Below are 21835 nucleotides of genomic sequence, written 5' to 3' on the forward strand. Positions count from 1 at the left end.
GAAAACCTGAGAGAGGTAACGTTTACAGGATATAAATTTGCCCGGATAGTCAGTCCGGGCTTTGTGTCGTTATGTCACTTGGTCTTGTGAGTTTCTTTCTTTTCTTTCAAAGTGAAATTTAAAAATAGAAGGGCTAAAAGAATTAGCGCAATGTTCACCGACCAAGATTTCCAGCTTGAAGTAGGATCTAAAATCGTATTGAAGAGCAAGTGAATGATAGAAGAAAATGAAAAGAGTAAAAATAATAGTTTGTTTTGCGACATAAATTGCTTGACCTTTCTGTTGAAAATTTAGTTGTAATTATAGCATAATTACATAAAACAAGAAATAAATCCACAAAAATGAAATTGCATAATAGTTTATTTTGAGTGGTTCACTTATTCTAAGTACATTATTTCAGACCGGTGAGTAACCCATAAACAGATTGCCTCTGTTGGATTTATATTTATTATATTATTGTAAATGTAGTATTTCTAGTAGATAATCAATGTACCTTTTAGAATCCACTATAATTGATACATCGGTCTGCATTCCATTTTTTAAGTGTAAAGTTGATCCGTTATCGTTCATAACTTTATTTTTCTCTATTGTGCTTTCAGCAATATAAAATTTTTGCCCGCTTTGATCACTTATACTGTCTGGACTTATTTTTGTAATGACACCTTTGATGGTTTGATTTGTATTTTCAATATGGAATCTTACTTCATCTTTTTCATTAATATTTGTGATCTCATGACTCGGAATATAAATATTAGCTTTAAGCTTCTCTTTATCAGGGATAATAGTCAAAATAGCAGTGCCTGCTTGTAAATTGTCACCTGGAGATATATTTGTTAGTACATTAACATAGCCGTCACTTGCTGCTTTTATTTTATATTTTTCTAATTGTAAATCTATCATCTTTAGATCATCCTCTTTTGATTTAAGAGTGGTCTGAAGATCTGTTTGCTTTTGAGATGTCTGATTTAGCAAGTTTGTTTTGAGCTGTTCAATAGAAAGCTTATAATTTGTTTCCTCTGAGTTATCGGAATCACTGTCAGAATCGTCACTTTTAATTGAACTGTTAATCTCATCAAGAGATTGATTTAATTCGTCTTTTTCTTCACTTAGTTTTACTAACATATCTTGTTTTAAACTTTCAAGCTGTCCGTTCAAGTTCTCTTTCTGCTGTGAAAAACTGTTTTTATCGAGCTCATCTTTCATCTTCCGTAGATCATCAAGCTGCTGCTCTACATTTTGTTTGTTAGATTGATAACTATTATAGTAAGAACTGTACTTATCATCCTGTTTGGCAAAGGGTTTATTGTTTTTAATGGAGTCTTGCAGATCAGAAATTCTTTGAAGCTTTAGTTTGACTTTGTTTTTTGTCTTATCCAGACTATCTTTTATGCTTTTTTTCTGCTTCTTAAGTTTTTTCTGCTGAGTTTTTGCATTTTCTTTTGATGACTCTAACAAAATACTTTGTTTTTCGTACGAGAGATATTGATCTTGATAACCCCAATGATCGTCCTCACTGAATAAATTTTTGTCATTTTCAATACTTTTTTTTAGAGTTTTGTTTAACGCAGCTTGTTCTTTTAAATCTTTGATATCTGCTTTAACAGCTTTTTTCTGCGCTTGGATTTCCGTATCGTCTAGAGTTAATAGAGTATCTCCCTTTTTCACCTTATCAACCTGTTTAATGTCAACTGTTTTTACTTTGCCGGCTACTTCGTTTGTTACGTTGCTGTTAGGCTTTGTATATTGGATGTCAGCTGTCGTTTTTAGAATCACTTCTTTCTTTCCATAGAAACTAAAAACAATACATGCAATAAGTAAAGCTATCAGTATATATGTAAAGAAAACACCAATTGGTTTGGGTTTTGATTCATAGAATTCTCTGCTATCCTTCAAATCATGTAAATTGAAAAAGTTACGTTTCATCTAAATAGTCACCATCCCTCTGGATGGCATTTGGTTCTCCCACAACTCATAGTACTTGCCTTTTTTCTTCAATAAATCATTGTGGTTCCCATACTCTATGATTTCTCCATTTTCCATGACAAATATTTTGTCACAATTCATAATTGTACTCAAACGGTGAGCGATTATAATCGTAGTTATACCAACAGTCTGATCGTATATCATTTTTGATATTCCCTGTTCGGTAGTCGTATCGAGATTGCTTGTTGATTCATCCATTATGAGAATGTTAGGTTTTCTTAATAATGCTCTGGCAATTGCGAGTCTTTGCTTCTGGCCTCCAGATAAATTAGACCCGTTTTCCTCTATGAGAGTATCGTATCTCATAGGTAAATCATTGACAAAATCGTGTACATTTGTTTGTTTGCATACTTCTATAATCTCTTCAAAGGTAAAACTGCCTGAGTTACCGAGCAGAAGGTTTTCAAAAATGGAACCCTGTATAAAGTGAGATTCTTGAGGGATATAACTTATACTTTCTCTTAATGAATGAGCATGAATATCATTGATATGATAACCATTAATTAAAATATCACCAGACTCAGCTGTATAAAATTTCATTAAGAGCTTAGTTAGAGTAGATTTTCCGGAACCGCTCTCTCCAATAAAAGCGACTTTCTCCCCTTTATCTATACGTAGTGTAATATCTTTTAGGATTAGTCGCCGAGTACCATATCGAAAGTTAATTTTAATAAATTCAATTGGGCCATTAATAGACCCTGGCGTTGTTATTTGAGCATCCTTATCTTTTATTTCGTGTTCTACTTCTAGTATTTCTCCCAGTCGTTTAGAAGCAACAGAAGCTGACTGGAGTTTCGATTGAAGGCCTATTATGTTCTGTAAAGGATTCAAAAAATATGTTAACAATGCATTGTATGTAATGAGCTGACCTATTGAAAGAGTTCCTTTCATCACTTGAGTTGAACCAATCCACAATATGAATGCTCCACTTGCTAAATCCAGAAACATTTTAATAGAATTTTGAAGATTATCGATAACTCCATGCTTAAAAGCAGAGCGCAAATATTTCACAAATCTCTTTTCTGTCTCATATGACATCATATATTCAGCATTATATGCTTTAATTGTTTCAATACCGTTAAGTGTCTCAACTATTTTTGAAGTCAGCTGAGCATTGTTTTCCATTTCAGTATTGTTGATGGATTCATATGGCTTCATAAAAAACCAAACTGTAAGAACATAAAATGGGATAAAAGCCAATGTAATTAAAAATAAAGTTGTATTTTGTAGATATAAAAAGATGCCTACCATTACAAGCATTACTGTATCAAGTACTACTGATAGAGAGGCGCTAATAATAGCATCAATTACTTTGCTAGCATCATTAAATCTAGATATAATCTCCCCGATCTTTCTAGTGCTAAAAAACTTCATCGGTAAGCTAAGTACATGTTTGAAATAACCAAACATTATTGAAATACTTAATTTTTGGCCCAATAATATCATTAAATATTGCCTAAAGGCTGTTAAAAGGACTTTAAATAAGTACATAATGATGAGGCCGAATGAAAGTATATGTAACGTGCTATTCAATCCATTTGGTAAAATCTCATCAATGACCGTTTGAAAATAAAAAGTCCCCATAATACCGAAAACTGTAATGATAAAGGATGCTAAAATTGTGTGGATGATCAATGATTTTTGATGAAGTATTAATTTGAATATATCACTTCGTATAGTACTGGTCTCTACATGGATCTTATATGTTTCAGAAGGAGTCAGTAAAATTAAGATTCCTGTCCAAACCTCTAAAAATTCTTTTTTTGTGTACTTAATGATTCCGCGGCCAGGATCTGCAATGATAATCTGGTCTTTTGTAATTTTATGAATAACAACATAATGTAATAATTGTCCATTAAGAATGATATGTGCAATAGCCGGCAGTGTAAAGGGTTCTTCTAAAGCTGTTTTGTCAGCTTTTACTCCTTTTGCTGAAAAGCCTAATTGTTCAGCTGCTCTGACTAGTCCAAGTGCGCTTGTGCCTTGTTTATCTGTTCCCGCAATATCTCGAATTTTATTTATTGATAATTTGGAGCCGTAATGCTTCAATATAGTGGCTAGACAAGCTGCTCCACAGTCTTTTTCATCAATTTGTTTTACATATTGGTACTTTTTAAAGAACATCTAAATACTCCATGATTCTAATTATTTTAAAAAAGAAAGACAATCTGTTAATCAAACAGATCGTCTTAAGTTAAGGGATTTTTAAGCCCCTTTATATCCTAAGTAACCACCGATGGCTCCTCCAACTACAACACCAGCGGCAACTCCCCATGCTCCACCTAGTCTTCCATATTTCGCGCCATTTTGGGCCCCTTTTACTACACCGCCTAGTATAGCTCCTCCTGTGAGTCCTCCAGCTACACCATCACCATAGCCTGAACCCCCTTCTACTAACTCAAGCTGATTATCAGATAAGACTTCAAAACTTTTATTTTCTAAATTATTCATATGTATATTCCCCTAACATTGTATTATTTTCTGTGATCCAAAGCGTAACCAATAGCGTATGCAGCAGCTCCATAATGAGCCCCAACAAAAGCGCCCGCTGGACCACCAAACATTCCTCCGATTGCAGCTCCATCAGCAGCAGCAAATAGAGTATTCTTGGTGACATTTTGCCAGTTTCCGCCTTCCACTTTTTCTAATTCTAAATTAGATAATTCTTTCATAAATAACCCTCCTTTTGTACTGGTTTCCTAGTTATTCTAGTATAAATTATTGGTAAAATCAATATCATTTACTATATTTTTCTTTGGTAATTAACTTACTTTTAGATGATGAAGATGTTGGAGTTTATTTAATTTCTTTTGGACAAACGACTTGACTTTAAATGTATATTCAAGAGGATAAATTGGATTATTACTATAATGTTCTAATAATCTACTGTATAAGATTTTTGAAATGCTAATCCTAAATTCAATAAAAGAGGGCAGATTTCTATCCACCCTCTTTTATGAATCATACTGTATTTTATTTCAATTTCTCATCAATCAGCATCTTCCCAGGCCATGTATACGCCATGATACCGCCGTCTGCGGTGATGTCTTCTCCTGTAACGTATGAGCTGTCGTCTGACGCGAGGAACAGCGCTACTGTTGCCATTTCCTTCGGCTTACCGAGGCGCCCGAGCGGCGTGATCCATTTGTTGGCTTCGCGGAATGTTTCACCCATTTCCTGTTCTTTGGTGCCTGCTAATTTGTCAATCAGCGGGGTTTCGATCGTACCCGGCGAAATGGAATTGACTCGGATGCCGTCTCGTGCGTAATCGATGGCCATCGCCTTTGTCAGGTTGGTGATACCGCCTTTTGCCGCGTTGTAGCCAGAGCGGTCAAGATCCGCGGCACGGCCTGACATGGAGGAGGTGTTGATGATAGAGCCTCCATTGTCGAGCATGAGCGGAATCAGATATTTGCTGCAAAGGAACGTGCCGCGCAGGTCGACGGAGATAATGCGGTCAAACAGGTCAACGGGATATTCGTGGACTTTTCCGCCTTCCTGATCAACGCCGGCATTATTAAACAAAATATCAATCGTTCCGCATGCATCCTTGATTTGGTCAGCAAAAGCTTTCACACTGTTTTCATCTGACACATCGAGGTGAAAGGATTCTGCCTGTCCTCCGTTTTTTCTGATTGCGTCCACTGTTTCTTCCATTTGATCTGTATTGATATCTCCGATCATCACGCGCGCGCCTTCATTGGCAAAAACCTCTGCCGTCGCTTGACCAATGCCTGTCGCGGCGCCTGTGATCACTGCTGTTTTGTTTTCAAGTCTTCCCATGATACGAGACCTCCTTTTACTATTTGTCTTCCCGCTATGTGCAGTGATAAACATGCGAGAAAAGAAATGCCAGCATATGTTAAGATGGATTAGAAATTGTTGGGAGGTTTGTAAGTTTTGAAGGTACAGCATAAGAAGGAGCTTACATTTTATTGCTTCGTGACCATTCCAGCTGCATTTGTTGTGCTGACTGTCATCTCTTTTGTATTGCAAGAGATTACGTTTCCGGTGACTGCAAGCGCATTTCTGTATGCTTCATGGCATAATCTATTGTTTTTGATACCGTTCGGTTTGTTTTTCTATCCGGTGCATATATGGATGAAGCGGGAGTTTGGCTGCTGGAATGACGCAGAAAAAAAGAGAGGATGATGAAGCCTCTCTTTTTTTATTAGAAAGAGTGTGAAAAAGAGTGAAAACAAGCCCAACTAATGTTAAATTTACATATATATGCATCTATCAATCTAATTGACAATTGTCACCGTATGTGATAAATAGATGCTGAAAAGGGTTTACATAACGTTAAAGGAGCGATCAAGAGTGGCGAAAAAAGAGTTTAAAGCAGAATCTAAACGCTTGCTGGATATGATGATTAACTCCATTTATACCCAAAAAGAAATTTTCCTGCGCGAGTTAATCTCCAATTCGAGTGATGCAATTGACAAAATCTATTACAAAGCGCTGACGGACGATGCGCTTACGTTTGATAAAGACAGTTACTACATAAAGGTCGCGGCTGACAAAGATGCGAGAACATTAACCATCTCTGATACGGGGATTGGAATGACAAAGGATGAGCTGGAACAGCACCTCGGCACGATTGCAAAAAGCGGTTCCCTCGCATTTAAAAAGGAAAACGAGCTGAAAGACGGGCATGACATTATCGGGCAGTTCGGTGTCGGTTTTTACGCGGCGTTTATGGTTGCCGATGTTGTGACGGTCATCAGTAAGGCACTTGGCAGCGATGAGGCTTATAAATGGGAGTCTGCGGGTGCAGACGGCTATACGATTGAGCCGTGTGAAAAGGATGCTGTCGGTACAGACATTATCCTGAAAATCAAAGAGAACACAGAAGATGACAGCTATGACGAGTTTTTAGAGGAATATCGTTTAAAAGCGATCATCAAGAAGTACTCCGACTTTATTCGCTACCCAATTAAAATGGACACAACCATTAATAAGCCGAAGGAAGGCAGCGAAAATGAGTTTGAAGAGGTGCAGGAAGAGCAGACGGTCAACAGCATGGTGCCGATCTGGAGAAAGAACAAAAGCGAGCTGACAGATGAGGACTACGAAAAATTTTATGCTGAAAAGCATTACGGGTTTGATAAACCGCTGACACACGTTCATATCAGTGTGGATGGAGCGGTTCGCTATAACGCGATTCTATTCATCCCTGAGAACATGCCGTTTGACTACTATTCCAAGGAATATGAAAAAGGCTTGGAGCTGTATTCCAATGGCGTGCTGATTATGAATAAGTGCGCAGATCTGCTTCCGGATCACTTCAGTTTTGTGAAGGGCATGGTCGATTCTGAGGATCTGTCGCTGAACATTTCCAGAGAAATGCTGCAGCATGACCGCCAGCTGAAGCTGATCGCGAAAAACATCAGCAAGAAAATCAAAAGCGAGCTGCAAAGCCTGTTGAAAAAAGACCGCGAGAAATACGAGACGTTCTACAAGTCGTTCGGCAGACAGCTGAAATTCGGCGTGTACAATGATTTTGGCGCGAATAAGGATCAATTGAAGGATCTCCTATTATTCTATTCTTCAAAAGAGAAAAAACTGGTCAGCTTAGATGAGTACGTTTCCAGAATGCCAGAGGAGCAGAAATACATTTATTACGCAACTGGTGATTCATACGATCGCATTGAGAAACTGCCGCAAACAGAAATGGTGGCGGATAAAGGCTATGAAATTCTCTACTTTACTGAGGACATCGATGAGTTTGCGATTAAAATGCTGGCATCTTATCAGGAAAAAGAATTCAAATCCGTATCAAGCGGAGACCTTGGCATAGACACGGATGAGGATCAGAAGCAGTCCGAGGAAGCGGAAAGCAAGTATAAGGATCTATTTGAGGAAATGAAAAACATTCTGTCAGACAAGGTGAAAAACGTCAGAATCTCAAAACGGCTTAAATCACATCCAGTCTGCCTTGCTGCTGACGGCGAAGTAACAATTGAGATGGAAAAAATCTTAAACGCGATGCCTGACAGCCAAAATGTAAAGGCGGACAAAGTGCTGGAAATTAACCCGAATCACGAGGTATTCCAAACGCTCCAAGACGCGTTTGCACAGGATAAAGAAAAGCTGAGCCTGTACACAAACCTTTTATACAATCAGGCGCTTCTCATTGAAGGCCTGCCGATTCAGGACCCTGTTGAATTTACGAACAATATTTGCAAGGTCATGGTGTAAACAGAAAAAGGAATCGTCTCATAAGGAGACGATTCCTTTTTTTATAATGTACGCTCATTCAGCATTTGGTTTTGGGTGCTCTTCTTCTTTTTAAATCGGTTTTTCAGGCTTGCTTCAATTTCCTCCAAGCTTCGCCCTTTGGTTTCCGGCACCATGTAGAAAGCGAAGAAAAATGAGAGAAGACAAATGACTGAGAAAACCATAAAGACCCATGCAATGCCCATTGCGCTTAGCATCAGCGGGAAGACGAGCGACACGATCAGGTTGGCTGCCGATAACACCAAAGTCGTGAACCCTGTCGCGGCTCCGCGCGCTTTGGATGGGAAGAGCTCAGGCATGAGCACCCACACTACCGGACCCCATGTCGCCTGGTAAAAGACGATATAGACGCCGAGAAAGACTACTGTCATCCACGCTGTTGATGCGGAAAGCCCCAGTGTCAGGAGCACGCCTGATAAAGCAGCAAGGCTCAGTGTAATGCCGACACTTCCCCAGATCAGAAGTTTTTTGCGTCCTACACGGTCAATTAAAATCATGGCAGTGATACACATGATGACGTTAAGGACGCCGATTCCCATTGTGCCGAGTGCGGAAGCTGACGTGCCAAGACCGGCCTTCGTAAAAATGGTCGGCGCGTAGTAGATGACCGTGTTAATGCCGACAGCCTGCTGAAAAATGGCAAGACCGACGCCAATCAGAAGCATAGGGCGAATCCATTTGGCTTTTAGGACGCTGAGTGTTGTTTCTTTTTTCTCTGCTTCTCCTTGCTTCATCTCTGCCAATTCCATTTCGATGTCTTTGGGATCATGAGTGATGTTCATGATGCGTCTCGCTTCTTCTTCGCGGCCGCGCTTCACGAGCCATCTTGGAGATTCCGGCATGAACGCGATGCCGATTAATAGAAGCACGGCAGGCACCGCGGCCAGACCGACCATCCAGCGCCACGCTTCAAACGGTGTGAACAGGTAGTTCACAATATAGGCGAGCAAAATTCCTGTGACAATCATTAAGTTGTTCATTGTGCCGAGTGTACCGCGAATTTTTGTCGGTGCCATTTCTGAAAGATATACGGGCACAAGCGCCGTTGAACCGCCGACGGCCAATCCGAGAATCACCCTAGATGCAATCAGCATGCCGATTGTTTGAGAAAATGCGCAAGCGAGCGCTCCGATAATGAAAATGATGGAAAGGACAAATACAACCTTTCTCCTGCCCCAGCGGTCTGAGCATGTGCCGCTCAAGGCTGAACCGAAAATCGCGCCAAGGAGCAGCATGCTGACAACCAATCCTTCTGTCAATGTCGTTAAAGGAATATCGTTATTGATAAACAGGAGTGCCCCGGAGATAACGCCTGTATCGTAACCGTAAAGCAGTCCCCCTAAAGCGCCGAAAAAGTAGATCATATATTTCCTTGTGTCTTTCTTCACAAATGTCTCCTCCTCAGTTGTTGAGCCAATGAGTAACTAAAAATATGTAACAAAGTTAATAGATTAGTACCCATTTCCTATCTCATTTGAAACATTTGTTTTGAAAAAACGGAAACTTTAAAGCCAAAAGAGATGATCACAGATCCGCTGAGTTTAGGAAAAACGAAATAACTTTATGCTCAGAGAAACCATTAAAAAAACCTTACCCGCGCGGAGTAAGGTTTTGATTAAGACATTTTTATTCTTCTGCTTCGTTGACGAAAACCAAGGCGGAGAAGCCTTTTTTCTTATCAAATTGCAATTCAACGACGGTAACGTCCGGATTGAAGTTGTGGTATTCCTCTAAGAACTGAATAATGCCTTCCGAAATGTCATCTGACATAAGCTGCTTGTGGTGCAGGCCAAATGTGGCTTCTGCTAAGAATCCTGTACGCTTGTTGTAGGATAGTTCTTTTACTTCAACGTCTTCAGGGCAGATATCTTCTTCATTGGAAATATACACGCAAATTCCGTCTACCATTTCTTGCTCATTTAATATTAATCTCATTGCCTAAAATCTCCTTCTGTACGTCTTCGGTGCTTTAAACGCGCGAATCAGCGCGATGACAATGATGAAAATAAGGATTAAAGCGATGATATCAACGATCCACGCAATGGGGGAAGCGCCATAAGAAACATAGCCTGGGCCTCCGACTGGATGATAGGTGTAACCCCATGGGTGCATCATACTGATCATGAACATCCCTGTTGTAAATCCGCTATAATATCCAAACCATCCTGATGGCGCGAAACCTGCGTGATAGTAATGATTGACTGAAACATAACGTCCGCCAACATAGGCTTTAGTTGTTTTCCCGCTGTATGTCTTTCCGCTTACTTTTGATGTAGCGCCGGAAAAGGTGCCTGACGATTTTTTAGCGCTTGATGAGCTTGCCTTTTCCGATGGCTTCTTTTTCAGCGAAATTGATGATGAATCATCAGACTTGGATTTTTTGCTTGAGGAGCTTGATCCTGAGCTGTAGCTTGACTTCGGGCTGGATTTATAGCTTCCGCTGTATGATGAGCTTGAACTTCGGCTGCTGTAACTAGATGATGAGCGGCCGCTAAAGCTTTTTGCATGAGAAATCGTTGATGGCAGCAGTACACCTAAAGCAACAATTACTGCGACTAAGGCTTTTACATATTTAAGTTTCATTCTGTTTCCTCCATAGACCGCCGAAACGGCCCGCTATTCTGAGCTGCGAATCAAAGAAGCTGGATCAGCTTTTTTGATTGATATGAGTCTATATTTCTAGGTGAGATTAACATTGCATGCTTTTGCTTTTTCATCACTTTCTTTCTGAGATTCAACTCCCTTTATTTTATCGGATGTATGGCTCTTTTTGTAAGATTTTGCTTCTAGGAATTTATCGCGCAAAAAAACAGCCTTCCCCAATGGAAGGCTGTTTTCTCTTATGCGAACAGCTTATCAATAAACGAAATATCCTCTTGAGAAAGCGTTACGTCGGCTGTTTTGATGTTATCAATCAGCTGATCGGCACGTTTTGCTCCAGGGATTATAATATCAATTTCCGGTCTTGCTAAATACCAAGCCAATACGACGTGAGGGATATCCACGTTGTGTTTCTCAGCAATCGGCGCAAGCTTGTTGACCTTTCTGATATTTTCTTTGAAACGCTCGCCCTTGAAGTGTTCCTGTTCGTTGCGCAGGTCGCCTTCAGGGAACGTTGTATCTTCTGTATACTTTCCTGCCAATAAGCCAGATACGAGCGGGAAGTAAGGGATAAATGAAATATTATGCTCCTTCGTATACGGGAAGAATGTGTTTTCCGCTTCACGGTTTAACAGGTTGTATTCGCCTTGCAATACATCTACCAAACCGTCTTTGTTTGCTTCTTTCAATTGCTCTAAAGAGAAATTGGATACACCGATGGAGCGGATTTTTCCGGCTTTCTTCATTTCATTCAATGCGTTAACGGCTTCATCCTTCGGCGTATGTTCGTCAGGGAAGTGAATGTAGAACAAATCGATATAATCGGTATTCAAACGCTTCAGGCTTTCATCAACTGACTTTTTAAGAAATGCTGGTGAATTATCAAAGACAAAATCATTGCCTTGTTTTCTGTGAGCGGCTTTTGTCGCGATGACAACATCTTCACGGTTGAATTCACGCAGCACTTCACCGATTAATTCTTCGGAACGGCCGATCCCGTAAATATAAGCGGTGTCTAACATGGTCACGCCATTACGAATCGCCTCGCGCACCAATTCTTTTCCGGTTTCTTCATTCAGGTTCGGGTAGAGGTTATGCCCTCCGACAGCATTTGTTCCTAATCCGATAGGGAATACCTGCAAGTCTGATTTTCCGAGCTTCGCTTTTTTCATGATCTGCCTCCTAGAATAAAATGGATATGAACTCTCAACACTATTGTAAACGTTAGGCCAGATGAATGCCGATTTGATGCTCATTGCAGTACTGTGTGTACTCGTCGTCTAATGGCTGAGAGGTCACAATGCAATGCAGCCTGTCAAACGGCGCATATGTCAGAAGCGTTGATTTTCCGAATTTAGAATGGTCAGCTAATAGATACACTTCTTTTGCTTTTTCTGAAATCCTCTTTTTAATTTCATACTCCAGCAGATCCGAATTGGTCAATCCGTGTGTCAGCGTCGTTCCGGTAGCAGACATAAAGGCTTTGTTGATATTGTACTTATCAAGCATAGCCGGGTCGTCCATGCCGACAAAGGAGCGGGTTTTTCTCTTATAGTTGTTTCCGATAATGATTAAGTTGATATTCTTCAAAGCTGACGCCGCATTGATAATGTCTAAACTGTTGGTTAAGATGGTGACATTTTTGGCAGGGTCAAGCGTATCAAGAATAGACTTTGTCGTCGTTCCTGAATCAATAAAGACCAAATCGTGATCTTCAATAAAACGGGAAGCATAATGGGCGATTTTTGTTTTTTCATCCTGGTGCTGAATGGTGCGATTTTCAAAAGGAACTAATGCGGTTTTTTCAATAGATGTTACGCCGCCATATACTTTTTCTATCGCACCCTTTTCTGTTAGCTTGTTGATATCACGTCTGACTGTGTTTTTAGAGACATTGAACACTTGGCACAGTTCATCTAAGGAAACAGTGCCATGCGATAAAATGTACTCCTCCATTTCCTGAATCCGCATCAGTTTCATATCAAAAACTCCTTCTTGAATCTTTACGTAACTTAAATATATAATAAAAACCAAAAGTTAATCAATAGTTGCTTAAAAAATGATAACATCGTTATATATCTTTCGCAAGATTCGATGGATTTCTCGTCACTCTTCTCATTGATTAAAAGATTAATATCATAAAAATAATGAAAAAATGTAGTGTTTATGATTGACTTATGGGTATTATACGATTAGAATATAACCAAGAAATGACCAAAAAGTAACCTGATGTGCATGAAATGGTTGCTTGTATGTAAATATACACCCGCCATTTATTTTTTTGGTTTTTTTGAAAGCGTTTAATTCTTGGCTTACTGAAAAGTGGATATTAATATGAATCTATCCTGAACCATCCATACAAGTGTATGTGTTTACTAATGAAGGAGGCAATAAGAATGGCAGAAATCAGAAAATTAAAAAACTACATCAACGGTGAATGGGTTGAAAGCAAAACAGACCAATATGAAGATGTCGTCAACCCGGCGACGAAAGAAGTACTGTGCCAAGTGCCGATTTCTACAAAAGAGGATATTGATTACGCAGCGCAAACAGCGGCTGAAGCATTTAAAACATGGTCAAAGGTGGCGGTTCCTCGCCGCGCCAGAATTCTATTTAACTTCCAGCAGCTGCTGTCCCAGCATAAAGAAGAACTGGCTCATCTGATTACCATTGAAAACGGAAAAAACACAAAAGAAGCTTTAGGTGAAGTGGGACGCGGGATTGAAAACGTAGAGTTCGCCGCTGGAGCACCTTCCCTGATGATGGGTGACTCACTTGCTTCCATCGCAACGGACGTTGAAGCGGCCAACTACCGCTACCCAATCGGAGTTGTCGGGGGAATCGCGCCATTTAATTTCCCGATGATGGTCCCTTGCTGGATGTTCCCAATGGCGATCGCACTCGGCAACACATTTATTTTAAAACCATCAGAGCGGACACCGCTGTTAACAGAGAAATTGGTTGAGCTTTTTGAAAAAGCGGGCCTTCCGAAAGGGGTATTCAACGTCGTATACGGTGCGCATGACGTTGTGAACGGCATCCTCGAGCATCCTGAAATTAAAGCGATTTCATTCGTAGGCTCCAAGCCGGTCGGCGAATACGTCTACAAAAAAGGAAGCGAACACTTAAAACGCGTTCAATCTCTGACCGGCGCGAAAAACCATACGATTGTCTTGAACGACGCGCATCTTGAAGACACGGTCACAAACATCGTCGGTGCTGCCTTCGGTTCTGCCGGTGAACGCTGCATGGCTTGTGCGGTTGTGACGGTTGAAGAAGGTATCGCTGATGAATTTATGGCAAAGCTGCAGGAAAAAGTGGCGGACATTAAAATCGGCAATGGCCTTGATGACGGTGTGTTCTTAGGACCGGTGATTCGCGAAGACAACAAGAAACGCACGCTCAGCTATATCGAAAAAGGCCTTGAAGAAGGCGCGAGACTCGTATGTGACGGCCGTGAAAATGTGTCTGACGACGGCTACTTTGTCGGCCCGACGATCTTTGACAATGTCACAACAGAGATGACGATCTGGAAAGATGAAATTTTCGCTCCAGTTTTATCTATCATCCGTGTGAAAAACCTGAAAGAAGCGATTGAAATTGCCAATAAGTCTGAGTTTGCGAACGGCGCCTGCCTGTTTACATCCAACGCAAACGCAATCCGCTATTTCCGTGAAAACATTGATGCGGGAATGCTCGGCATCAACCTTGGTGTGCCGGCTCCAATGGCATTCTTCCCATTCTCAGGCTGGAAGTCTTCATTCTTTGGGACGCTGCATGCGAACGGAAAAGACAGCGTCGACTTCTATACGCGTAAAAAAGTGGTTACGGCGAGATATCCGGAACCTGATTTCAACTAAACGACGAAAAGCCGAACGGCGTCCATGTGCGCTGTTCGGACTCATTCTGCCAATAGAAAGAGGAGGGCTTCACTATGAGTTATTTGTTGCGTAAGCCGCAGTCGCATAAAGTGTCTAATGGAGTCAAACTGGTGCACGAAGTAACGAAATCCAACTCTGATCTCAATTATGTAGAGTTTAAGGTGTTAGATCTAGCTTCCGGTTCCAGCTATGCAGAAGAATTGAATAAACAAGAAATCTGTATTGTGGCGGTAACGGGAAAAATTACAGTGACGGATTATGAGTCGACTTTTGAGAATATCGGCACGCGTGAAAGCGTATTCGAACGAAAACCGACCGACAGCGTTTATATGTCAAATGACCGTGCATTTGAGATTACAGCGGTCAGCGACGCAAGAGTGGCGCTTTGCTATTCTCCATCGGAAAAACAGCTGCCGACAAAGCTAATCAAAGCGGTGGACAACGGAATTGAGCATCGCGGGAAGTTTTCAAACAAACGTACTGTTCATAACATTCTTCCGGATTCAGACCCTTCAGCTAACAGCCTATTAGTGGTTGAAGTCTATACAGACAGCGGCAACTGGTCCAGCTACCCGCCTCACAAACATGATCAAGACAATTTGCCGGAAGAATCTTTCTTAGAAGAAACGTACTACCATGAGTTAGACCCGGGGCAGGGCTTTGTGTTTCAGCGCGTATACACAGATGACCGTTCTATTGATGAGACAATGACTGTAGAAAATGAAAACGTTGTCATCGTTCCTGCGGGATACCACCCGGTAGGTGTGCCGGACGGATACACATCCTACTATTTAAATGTCATGGCAGGGCCGACGCGGAAATGGAAGTTTCATAATGACCCGGCGCATGAGTGGATTTTAGAACGTTAACAAGTGAGGAGTGGCTGTTTACGATGAAGTATATATTCAATGAAGAGAAGGCTTTTGATATTGTTGCCATCGGCCGGGCATGTATTGATCTGAACGCAGTCGAATACAACCGCCCAATGGAAGAAACGATGACATTTTCGAAATATGTCGGCGGTTCACCTGCGAATATCGCGATCGGCAGCGCGAAGCTTGGCTTAAAAGCGGGCTTCATCGGCAAAATTCCAGATGACCAGCATGGAAGATTCATAGAGTCCTATATGAGAAAGACCGGCGTGGATACTACACAGATGATTGTTGATCAAGATGGACACAAAGCAGGCCTTGCATTTACAGAAATCCTCAGCCCTGAAGAATGCAGCATTTTAATGTATCGCGATGATGTGGCGGATCTTTATCTTGAGCCTTCAGAGGTAAGCGAGGACTATATCGCAAATGCGAAAATGCTGCTTGTCTCCGGGACAGCGCTCGCCAAAAGCCCGTCACGGGAAGCGGTGTTAAAAGCTGTTCAATACGCGAAAAAGCATCAGGTCAAGGTGGTATTCGAACTGGATTACCGGCCATATACGTGGCAGTCAGCGGATGAAACAGCCGTTTACTACACTTTGGTTGCCGAGCAGTCTGATATCGTCATCGGCACACGCGATGAATTTGATGTGATGGAAAACCGCACAGGCGGAAGCAATGAGGAATCCGTCAATCATTTATTTGGCCATTCAGCCGACCTCGTTGTCATCAAACACGGCGTCGAAGGCTCTTACGCATACAGCAAATCCGGCGAGGTATTCCGCGCCCAAGCGTACAAGACAAAAGTGCTGAAAACCTTTGGAGCCGGTGACTCCTATGCGTCAGCCTTTATCTATGGCCTTGTCACCGGAAAAGACATCGAAACGGCATTGAAATACGGCAGTGCTTCAGCTTCCATTGTGGTGAGCAAGCACAGTTCGTCAGAAGCGATGCCGACTGCGGATGAAATCGTACAGCTTATTGAAGCACAGTCATAATTGAAAAAGATCGAGTAAAGGTGGGATCGTTTGTGGGTAAGAAAATTCGCTTAACAACAGCACAGGCGCTGATTAAATTCTTAAACCAGCAGTACATCCATGTTGATGGAAAGGAAGAGCCTTTTGTCGAAGGGATTTTCACGATTTTCGGCCATGGAAACGTATTGGGGATCGGGCAGGCGCTTGAGCAGGATGCAGGCCATTTGAAAGTCTATCAAGGGAAAAATGAACAAGGAATGGCGCATGCGGCCATGGCGTACAGCAAGCAAATGCTGAGAAGAAAAATATATGCGGTGTCTACATCCGTCGGACCCGGAGCGGCTAACCTGGTGGCGGCAGCCGGCACTGCATTGGCAAACAATATCCCAGTTCTCTTGATTCCGGCAGACACATTTGCGACAAGACAGCCAGACCCTGTACTGCAACAAATGGAGCAAGAATACAGTGCGGCGATTACAACAAACGATGCATTGAAACCTGTATCGAGATATTGGGACCGCATTACGCGCCCTGAGCAGCTCATGAGCAGTTTGCTGCGCGCGTTTGAAGTCATGACTGATCCGGCAAAAGCAGGTCCGGCAACGATTTGTATTTCTCAGGATGTTGAAGGGGAAGCATACGATTTTGATGAAAGTTTCTTCGTCAAACGGGTTCACTATATTGATCGCATGCAGCCGAGCGAGCGCGAGCTTCAAGGTGCGGCCGAGCTGATTAAATCCAGCAAAAAACCTGTGATCCTTGTCGGCGGAGGCGCAAAATACTCCGGTGCGCGGGATGAATTGGTTGCCATTTCTGAAGCCTATAACATTCCATTAGTTGAAACACAGGCAGGAAAGTCTACTGTTGAGGCTGATTTTGCGAACAACCTTGGCGGAATGGGCATCACAGGCACACTTGCAGCAAATAAAGCGGCCCGCCAAGCTGATTTGATTATCGGCATCGGCACAAGGTATACAGATTTTGCGACATCCTCTAAGACCGCTTTTGATTTTGATAAAGCGAAGTTTTTGAACATTAATGTCAGCAGAATGCAGGCGTATAAACTTGATGCATTCCAAGTGGTAGCGGATGCGAAAGTGACGCTTGGCAAACTGCACGGCTTGCTTGAAGGCTATGAGAGCGAGTTCGGCACAACGATCCGGGAGCTGAAGGACGAATGGCTAGCTGAACGCGAGCGTCTCAGCAAAGTGACGTTTAAGCGGGAAGCATTTGATCCGGAAATCAAACATCACTTTTCTCAAGAGGTCCTGAATGAATATGCTGACGCGTTGAATACGGAGCTTCCGCAAACAACGGCATTGCTGACAATCAACGAGACGATTCCTGAAGACAGCGTCATCATCTGTTCAGCAGGCTCACTCCCAGGAGATTTGCAGCGTCTGTGGCATTCTAATGTTCCGAATACGTATCACCTGGAGTATGGATATTCTTGCATGGGCTATGAAGTGTCCGGGACACTCGGTCTTAAACTGGCCCACCCTGACAGAGAAGTGTATTCAATCGTCGGAGACGGCAGCTTCCTGATGCTTCATTCTGAATTGATCACGGCGATTCAGTACAACAAGAAAATCAATGTGCTGCTCTTTGACAACTCAGGATTCGGATGCATCAACAACCTGCAAATGGATCACGGCAGCGGCAGCTACTATTGCGAGTTCCGCACAGACGACAACCAAATCCTGAATGTCGATTACGCGAAAGTCGCTGAGGGATACGGCGCGAAAACCTACCGCGCGAACACAGTAGAAGAATTAAAAGCGGCGTTAGAGGATGCGAAGAAACAGGAAGTATCAACATTAATAGAAATGAAGGTTCTGCCAAAAACAATGACGGACGGATATGACAGCTGGTGGCATGTCGGAGTGGCAGAGGTATCTGAACAAGAAAGCGTTCAGAAAGCTTACGAAGCAAAAGAGAAAAAGCTGGAATCTGCGAAGCAGTATTAGAGGGGAGGCACCATAGATGGGCAAAAATGAAATCCTGTGGGGAATCGCTCCCATTGGGTGGCGGAATGATGACATGCCTGAAATTGGAGCGGGAAATACACTTCAGCATTTGTTAAGTGATATCGTTGTCGCACGTTTTCAAGGCACGGAGGTCGGGGGCTTTTTCCCCGAACCTGCCATCCTGAACAAAGAACTGAAGCTTCGGAATTTACGCATTGCAGGCAAATGGTTCAGCAGTTTTATTTTGCGTGACGGACTTGGTGAAGCGGCAAAGGCATTTACCCTGCATTGTGAGTATTTGCAGCAAGTAAACGCGGATGTCGCAGTTGTCTCTGAACAAACCTACAGCGTGCAAAGCTTGGAGAAAAACGTGTTCACAGAGAAGCCGCACTTTACAGATGATGAATGGGAGCGGCTTTGCGAAGGGCTGAATCACCTTGGCAACATTGCTGACCAGCATGGCTTGAAGCTCGTCTATCATCACCATCTCGGCACTGGTGTCCAAACAGCGGAAGAAGTGGACCGCCTGATGACAGGAACAGACCCTGCGCATGTGCACCTCCTCTATGATACAGGCCATGCGTATATTTCTGACGGCGATTACATGGGGTTGCTTGTGAAGCATATCGGCCGCATTAAGCATGTGCACTTTAAGGATGCCCGCCTGAATGTCATGGAACAATGCAGGCTCGAAGGACAATCGTTCCGGCAATCATTTTTAAAAGGCATGTTTACGGTTCCCGGTGACGGCTGCATTGATTTTAGAGAAGTATATCAGCTGCTATTAAAGCATAGTTATTCCGGATGGATTGTCATTGAAGCTGAACAGGACCCCGATGTGGCAAACCCGCTTGAATATGCATTGATCGCGAGAAACTATATTGATCAGCAGTTGTTGGATTTGGCTTAATGGGGACTGAACATATGGGCAATACCAATGGAGATTCAGCCTTCAATAAACGGACAATCGCGGCAGCGTTGGCCAACTATATTGATGCCGGTTCAATTGTGGCGGGCTCTGCCGGTTTATCGTTATGGGTCAGTTACCTTAAGCTGTCCGATGCGCAGATCGGGCTGCTCGGCGCGCTGAGCGCAAACGCGATTTCTGCTGCTGTCGGCGCGCTGCTCGGCGGGTTTCTGGCTGATAAAGTCGGACGGAAGGCTGTTTACACCAATAGTATGTTGGTTTATGCACTAGGGATTTGTTTGGTTTTATTTGGGGTTAATTTCCCCATGTTGTTAAGCGGTTACATGATTATCGGTTTATCGGTAGGAGCTGATATTACCGCATCATGGACCATTATTGCGGAAAATGCGCCAAAGAAGAATCGGGCCCGTCATTGTGGCGTGGCACAAGTCGCTTGGGCCGCGGGGGCTGTCGTTGTACTGCTACTCTCCGTACTGGCCGGTGACTTGGGACTCCTGGGGAATAAAATCGTATTTGCCCATCTGCTTGTGATTGCGCTGATTACGTACATCCTGAGAATCAGGCTTCCGGAGTCAGATGCCTGGCAGTCAAACAATCAGCCGGCGGATGCTCAAACAGAGAAGGCGGCAGTATTGAATAAGACATCGTATTTTGATTTGCTCAAGCCTATGTATCTCAAAAGCATCCTGTTTTTGATGGGTGTGTACTTGATTTGGAACTTAGCCGCCGGGGTCATGGGCTTCTTTATGCCATACATTTATCAGCAGGTCGGCGGTGTTTCTGCCAGCACGGCCAATCTTTTGCAAATGGGGCTGTTTATTTTCACAGGATTGGGGGTCGCTTTGATCTTCATGCCCTTTGCCGACAAACATAGAAAAACCGTATTTGGAATCGCCGCTTTCATGGCGGTGATCGGATGGACACTGTTTCTGCTGCCGGTTGAAGGCCTGCCGATTCTGCTCCTGTTTATTGTCGTGATCGGCATTAATAACGGGGCCGGGCAGCAAGCGAACTATCAGTTATGGGCGAGTGAAATCTTCCCTACGCAATATCGTGCTTCCGCACAGGGACTGATGTTTTTCCTTGTCCGTATTTCAATAGGGATTTGGAGTCTGTTTGTCCCAATGATTATTACCAATTTCGGCATTGGAACGATGGCTGCAATTCTTCTCGGATGTGTGACGGCCAGTATGATCATCGGGCTGCTCTTTGCGCCGAATACGTCTGGCAAGTCGCTTGAACAAATTCAAGAGGAACTCTACGGATCTCCTCAGAGCCAAGTAAAGCAAGGAACAGAAAGCAAAATTATGTAACCAACAGAAGGAGTGGCTGTCAATGAGTTTACGTATTGGCGTAATTGGAACTGGAGCAATCGGAAAAGAACATATTAACCGCATCACGAACAAGCTGTCCGGCGCAGAAATTGTAGCTGTAACGGATGTTAATCAAGAAGCTGCACAAAAGGTCGTTGAGCAATACCAATTAAACGCGATGGTTTATCCGAATGATGACAGCCTGCTTGCAGACGAAAATGTAGACGCTGTCTTAGTGACAAGCTGGGGGCCTGCGCATGAGTCAAGCGTGCTGAAAGCCATTAAAGCCCAGAAATATGTGTTCTGTGAAAAACCGCTCGCGACAACGGCTGAAGGATGCATGCGAATCGTCGAAGAAGAAATCAAAGTGGGCAAACGCCTTGTTCAAGTCGGCTTCATGCGCCGTTATGACAGCGGTTACGTACAGCTGAAGGAAGCACTCGATAACCATGTGATTGGCGAACCGCTTATGATTCACTGCGCGCACCGCAACCCGACTGTAGGAGATAACTACACAACCGATATGGCCGTAGTCGACACGCTTGTTCATGAAATTGATGTACTGCACTGGCTCGTCAATGATGACTACGAGTCCGTTCAAGTCATCTACCCGAAAAAATCGAAAAATGCGCTCCCTCATTTAAAAGATCCGCAAATCGTCGTAATTGAAACAAAAGGCGGTATCGTCATCAATGCTGAAATCTATGTGAACTGTAAATACGGCTATGACATTCAATGCGAAATCGTCGGAGAAGACGGCATCATCAAGCTTCCCGAGCCATCAAGCATCAGCTTGAGAAAAGAAGGCAAATTCAGCACTGATATTTTGATGGATTGGCAGAGACGCTTTGTGGCTGCGTACGATGTGGAAATCCAAGACTTTATTGATTCGGTTCAAAAGAAAGGCGAGGTCAGCGGACCGACGGCATGGGACGGCTATATTGCCGCTGTTACAACGGATGCTTGTGTGAAGGCCCAAGAATCCGGACAAAAAGAAAAGGTTGAATTGAAGGAAAAACCGGAATTCTATCAATCTTATACAACAGTTCAAAACTAAAAAACAGAGGAGTGAA

General features: G+C 42.8%; 19 protein-coding genes. 9 read left to right on the forward strand and 10 right to left on the reverse strand.

Translation table 11 applies throughout. The features are described 5' to 3' along the window. Nucleotides 1–453 precede the first annotated feature (453 nt). The 5 genes from BFW96_RS00750 to BFW96_RS00770 form a co-directional block, all read right to left on the reverse strand. Complete coding sequence (locus tag BFW96_RS00750) at nt 454–1923, reverse strand: beta-barrel domain-containing protein (protein ID WP_069838343.1); 1470 nt, start codon at nt 1921–1923, stop codon at nt 454–456. Then, nucleotides 1924–4107, reverse strand: coding sequence for a peptidase domain-containing ABC transporter (locus BFW96_RS00755; protein WP_069838344.1), 2184 nt, complete (start codon nt 4105–4107; stop codon nt 1924–1926). 81 nt (nt 4108–4188) lie between these two features. Next, nucleotides 4189–4434, reverse strand: coding sequence for a Blp family class II bacteriocin (locus tag BFW96_RS00760; RefSeq protein WP_040081239.1), 246 nt, complete (start codon nt 4432–4434; stop codon nt 4189–4191). A 23-nt stretch (nt 4435–4457) separates the two neighbouring features. Next, nucleotides 4458–4655, reverse strand: a complete 198-nt coding sequence (locus BFW96_RS00765; protein WP_040081241.1) for a Blp family class II bacteriocin — start codon at nt 4653–4655, stop codon at nt 4458–4460. 301 nt (nt 4656–4956) lie between these two features. Continuing rightward, the gene (locus BFW96_RS00770; protein WP_069838345.1) at nt 4957–5766 is read right to left on the reverse strand and encodes an SDR family oxidoreductase; all 810 of its coding nucleotides are present in this window, start codon (nt 5764–5766) and stop codon (nt 4957–4959) included. A 117-nt stretch (nt 5767–5883) separates the two neighbouring features. On the opposite strand from BFW96_RS00770, the gene BFW96_RS00775 reads away from it, so the two are divergent. After that, on the forward strand, nt 5884–6135 hold the full coding sequence (locus tag BFW96_RS00775; protein ID WP_069838346.1) for a hypothetical protein: 252 nt from the start codon (nt 5884–5886) through the stop codon (nt 6133–6135). A 168-nt stretch (nt 6136–6303) separates the two neighbouring features. Beyond that, nucleotides 6304–8184, forward strand: a complete 1881-nt coding sequence (htpG, locus tag BFW96_RS00780) for a molecular chaperone HtpG (RefSeq protein WP_069838347.1) — start codon at nt 6304–6306, stop codon at nt 8182–8184. A 41-nt stretch (nt 8185–8225) separates the two neighbouring features. Here htpG and BFW96_RS00785 read toward each other — a convergent pair whose 3' ends face one another. From BFW96_RS00785 to iolR, 5 genes are all read right to left on the reverse strand, one after another. Next, nucleotides 8226–9611: a sugar porter family MFS transporter gene (locus BFW96_RS00785; RefSeq protein ID WP_064671725.1), complete on the reverse strand. Its 1386-nt coding sequence runs from the start codon at nt 9609–9611 to the stop codon at nt 8226–8228. 238 nt (nt 9612–9849) lie between these two features. After that, nucleotides 9850–10158 (reverse strand): DUF2653 family protein, encoded by a 309-nt coding sequence (locus BFW96_RS00790; RefSeq protein ID WP_069838348.1) that lies wholly within the window; start codon nt 10156–10158, stop codon nt 9850–9852. Between the two features lie 3 nt (nt 10159–10161). Continuing rightward, on the reverse strand, nt 10162–10806 hold the full coding sequence (locus BFW96_RS00795; protein WP_069838349.1) for a hypothetical protein: 645 nt from the start codon (nt 10804–10806) through the stop codon (nt 10162–10164). Nucleotides 10807–11063: 257 nt separating this feature from the next. Next, the gene (locus BFW96_RS00800; protein WP_069838350.1) at nt 11064–11996 is read right to left on the reverse strand and encodes an aldo/keto reductase; all 933 of its coding nucleotides are present in this window, start codon (nt 11994–11996) and stop codon (nt 11064–11066) included. Nucleotides 11997–12048: 52 nt separating this feature from the next. After that, on the reverse strand, nt 12049–12804 hold the full coding sequence (gene iolR, locus BFW96_RS00805; RefSeq protein WP_003227050.1) for a myo-inositol utilization transcriptional regulator IolR: 756 nt from the start codon (nt 12802–12804) through the stop codon (nt 12049–12051). Between the two features lie 416 nt (nt 12805–13220). Between iolR and iolA the strand changes: the two genes are divergently transcribed. From iolA to iolG, 7 genes are all read left to right on the forward strand, one after another. After that, the gene (iolA, locus tag BFW96_RS00810; protein ID WP_014666024.1) at nt 13221–14684 is read left to right on the forward strand and encodes a methylmalonate-semialdehyde dehydrogenase; all 1464 of its coding nucleotides are present in this window, start codon (nt 13221–13223) and stop codon (nt 14682–14684) included. A 74-nt stretch (nt 14685–14758) separates the two neighbouring features. After that, nucleotides 14759–15574: a 5-deoxy-glucuronate isomerase gene (gene iolB / locus BFW96_RS00815; RefSeq protein ID WP_069838351.1), complete on the forward strand. Its 816-nt coding sequence runs from the start codon at nt 14759–14761 to the stop codon at nt 15572–15574. 23 nt (nt 15575–15597) lie between these two features. After that, nucleotides 15598–16575, forward strand: a complete 978-nt coding sequence (gene iolC / locus BFW96_RS00820) for a 5-dehydro-2-deoxygluconokinase (RefSeq protein ID WP_014666022.1) — start codon at nt 15598–15600, stop codon at nt 16573–16575. A 32-nt stretch (nt 16576–16607) separates the two neighbouring features. Next, a complete protein-coding gene (iolD, locus tag BFW96_RS00825; RefSeq protein WP_069838352.1) occupies nt 16608–18521 on the forward strand; it encodes a 3D-(3,5/4)-trihydroxycyclohexane-1,2-dione acylhydrolase (decyclizing) in 1914 nt (637 codons plus the stop codon). Between the two features lie 16 nt (nt 18522–18537). After that, nucleotides 18538–19431 (forward strand): myo-inosose-2 dehydratase, encoded by an 894-nt coding sequence (iolE, locus tag BFW96_RS00830; protein WP_069838353.1) that lies wholly within the window; start codon nt 18538–18540, stop codon nt 19429–19431. Nucleotides 19432–19445: 14 nt separating this feature from the next. Further along, on the forward strand, nt 19446–20762 hold the full coding sequence (gene iolF / locus BFW96_RS00835) for a myo-inositol transporter IolF (protein WP_069838354.1): 1317 nt from the start codon (nt 19446–19448) through the stop codon (nt 20760–20762). Between the two features lie 22 nt (nt 20763–20784). Beyond that, nucleotides 20785–21819: a bifunctional inositol 2-dehydrogenase/D-chiro-inositol 1-dehydrogenase gene (iolG, locus tag BFW96_RS00840; protein WP_069838355.1), complete on the forward strand. Its 1035-nt coding sequence runs from the start codon at nt 20785–20787 to the stop codon at nt 21817–21819. Nucleotides 21820–21835: the final 16 nt, after the last annotated feature.

The sequence above is a fragment of the Bacillus sp. F56 genome (assembly GCF_001748205.1).
GTDB lineage: Bacteria > Bacillota > Bacilli > Bacillales > Bacillaceae > Bacillus > Bacillus stercoris.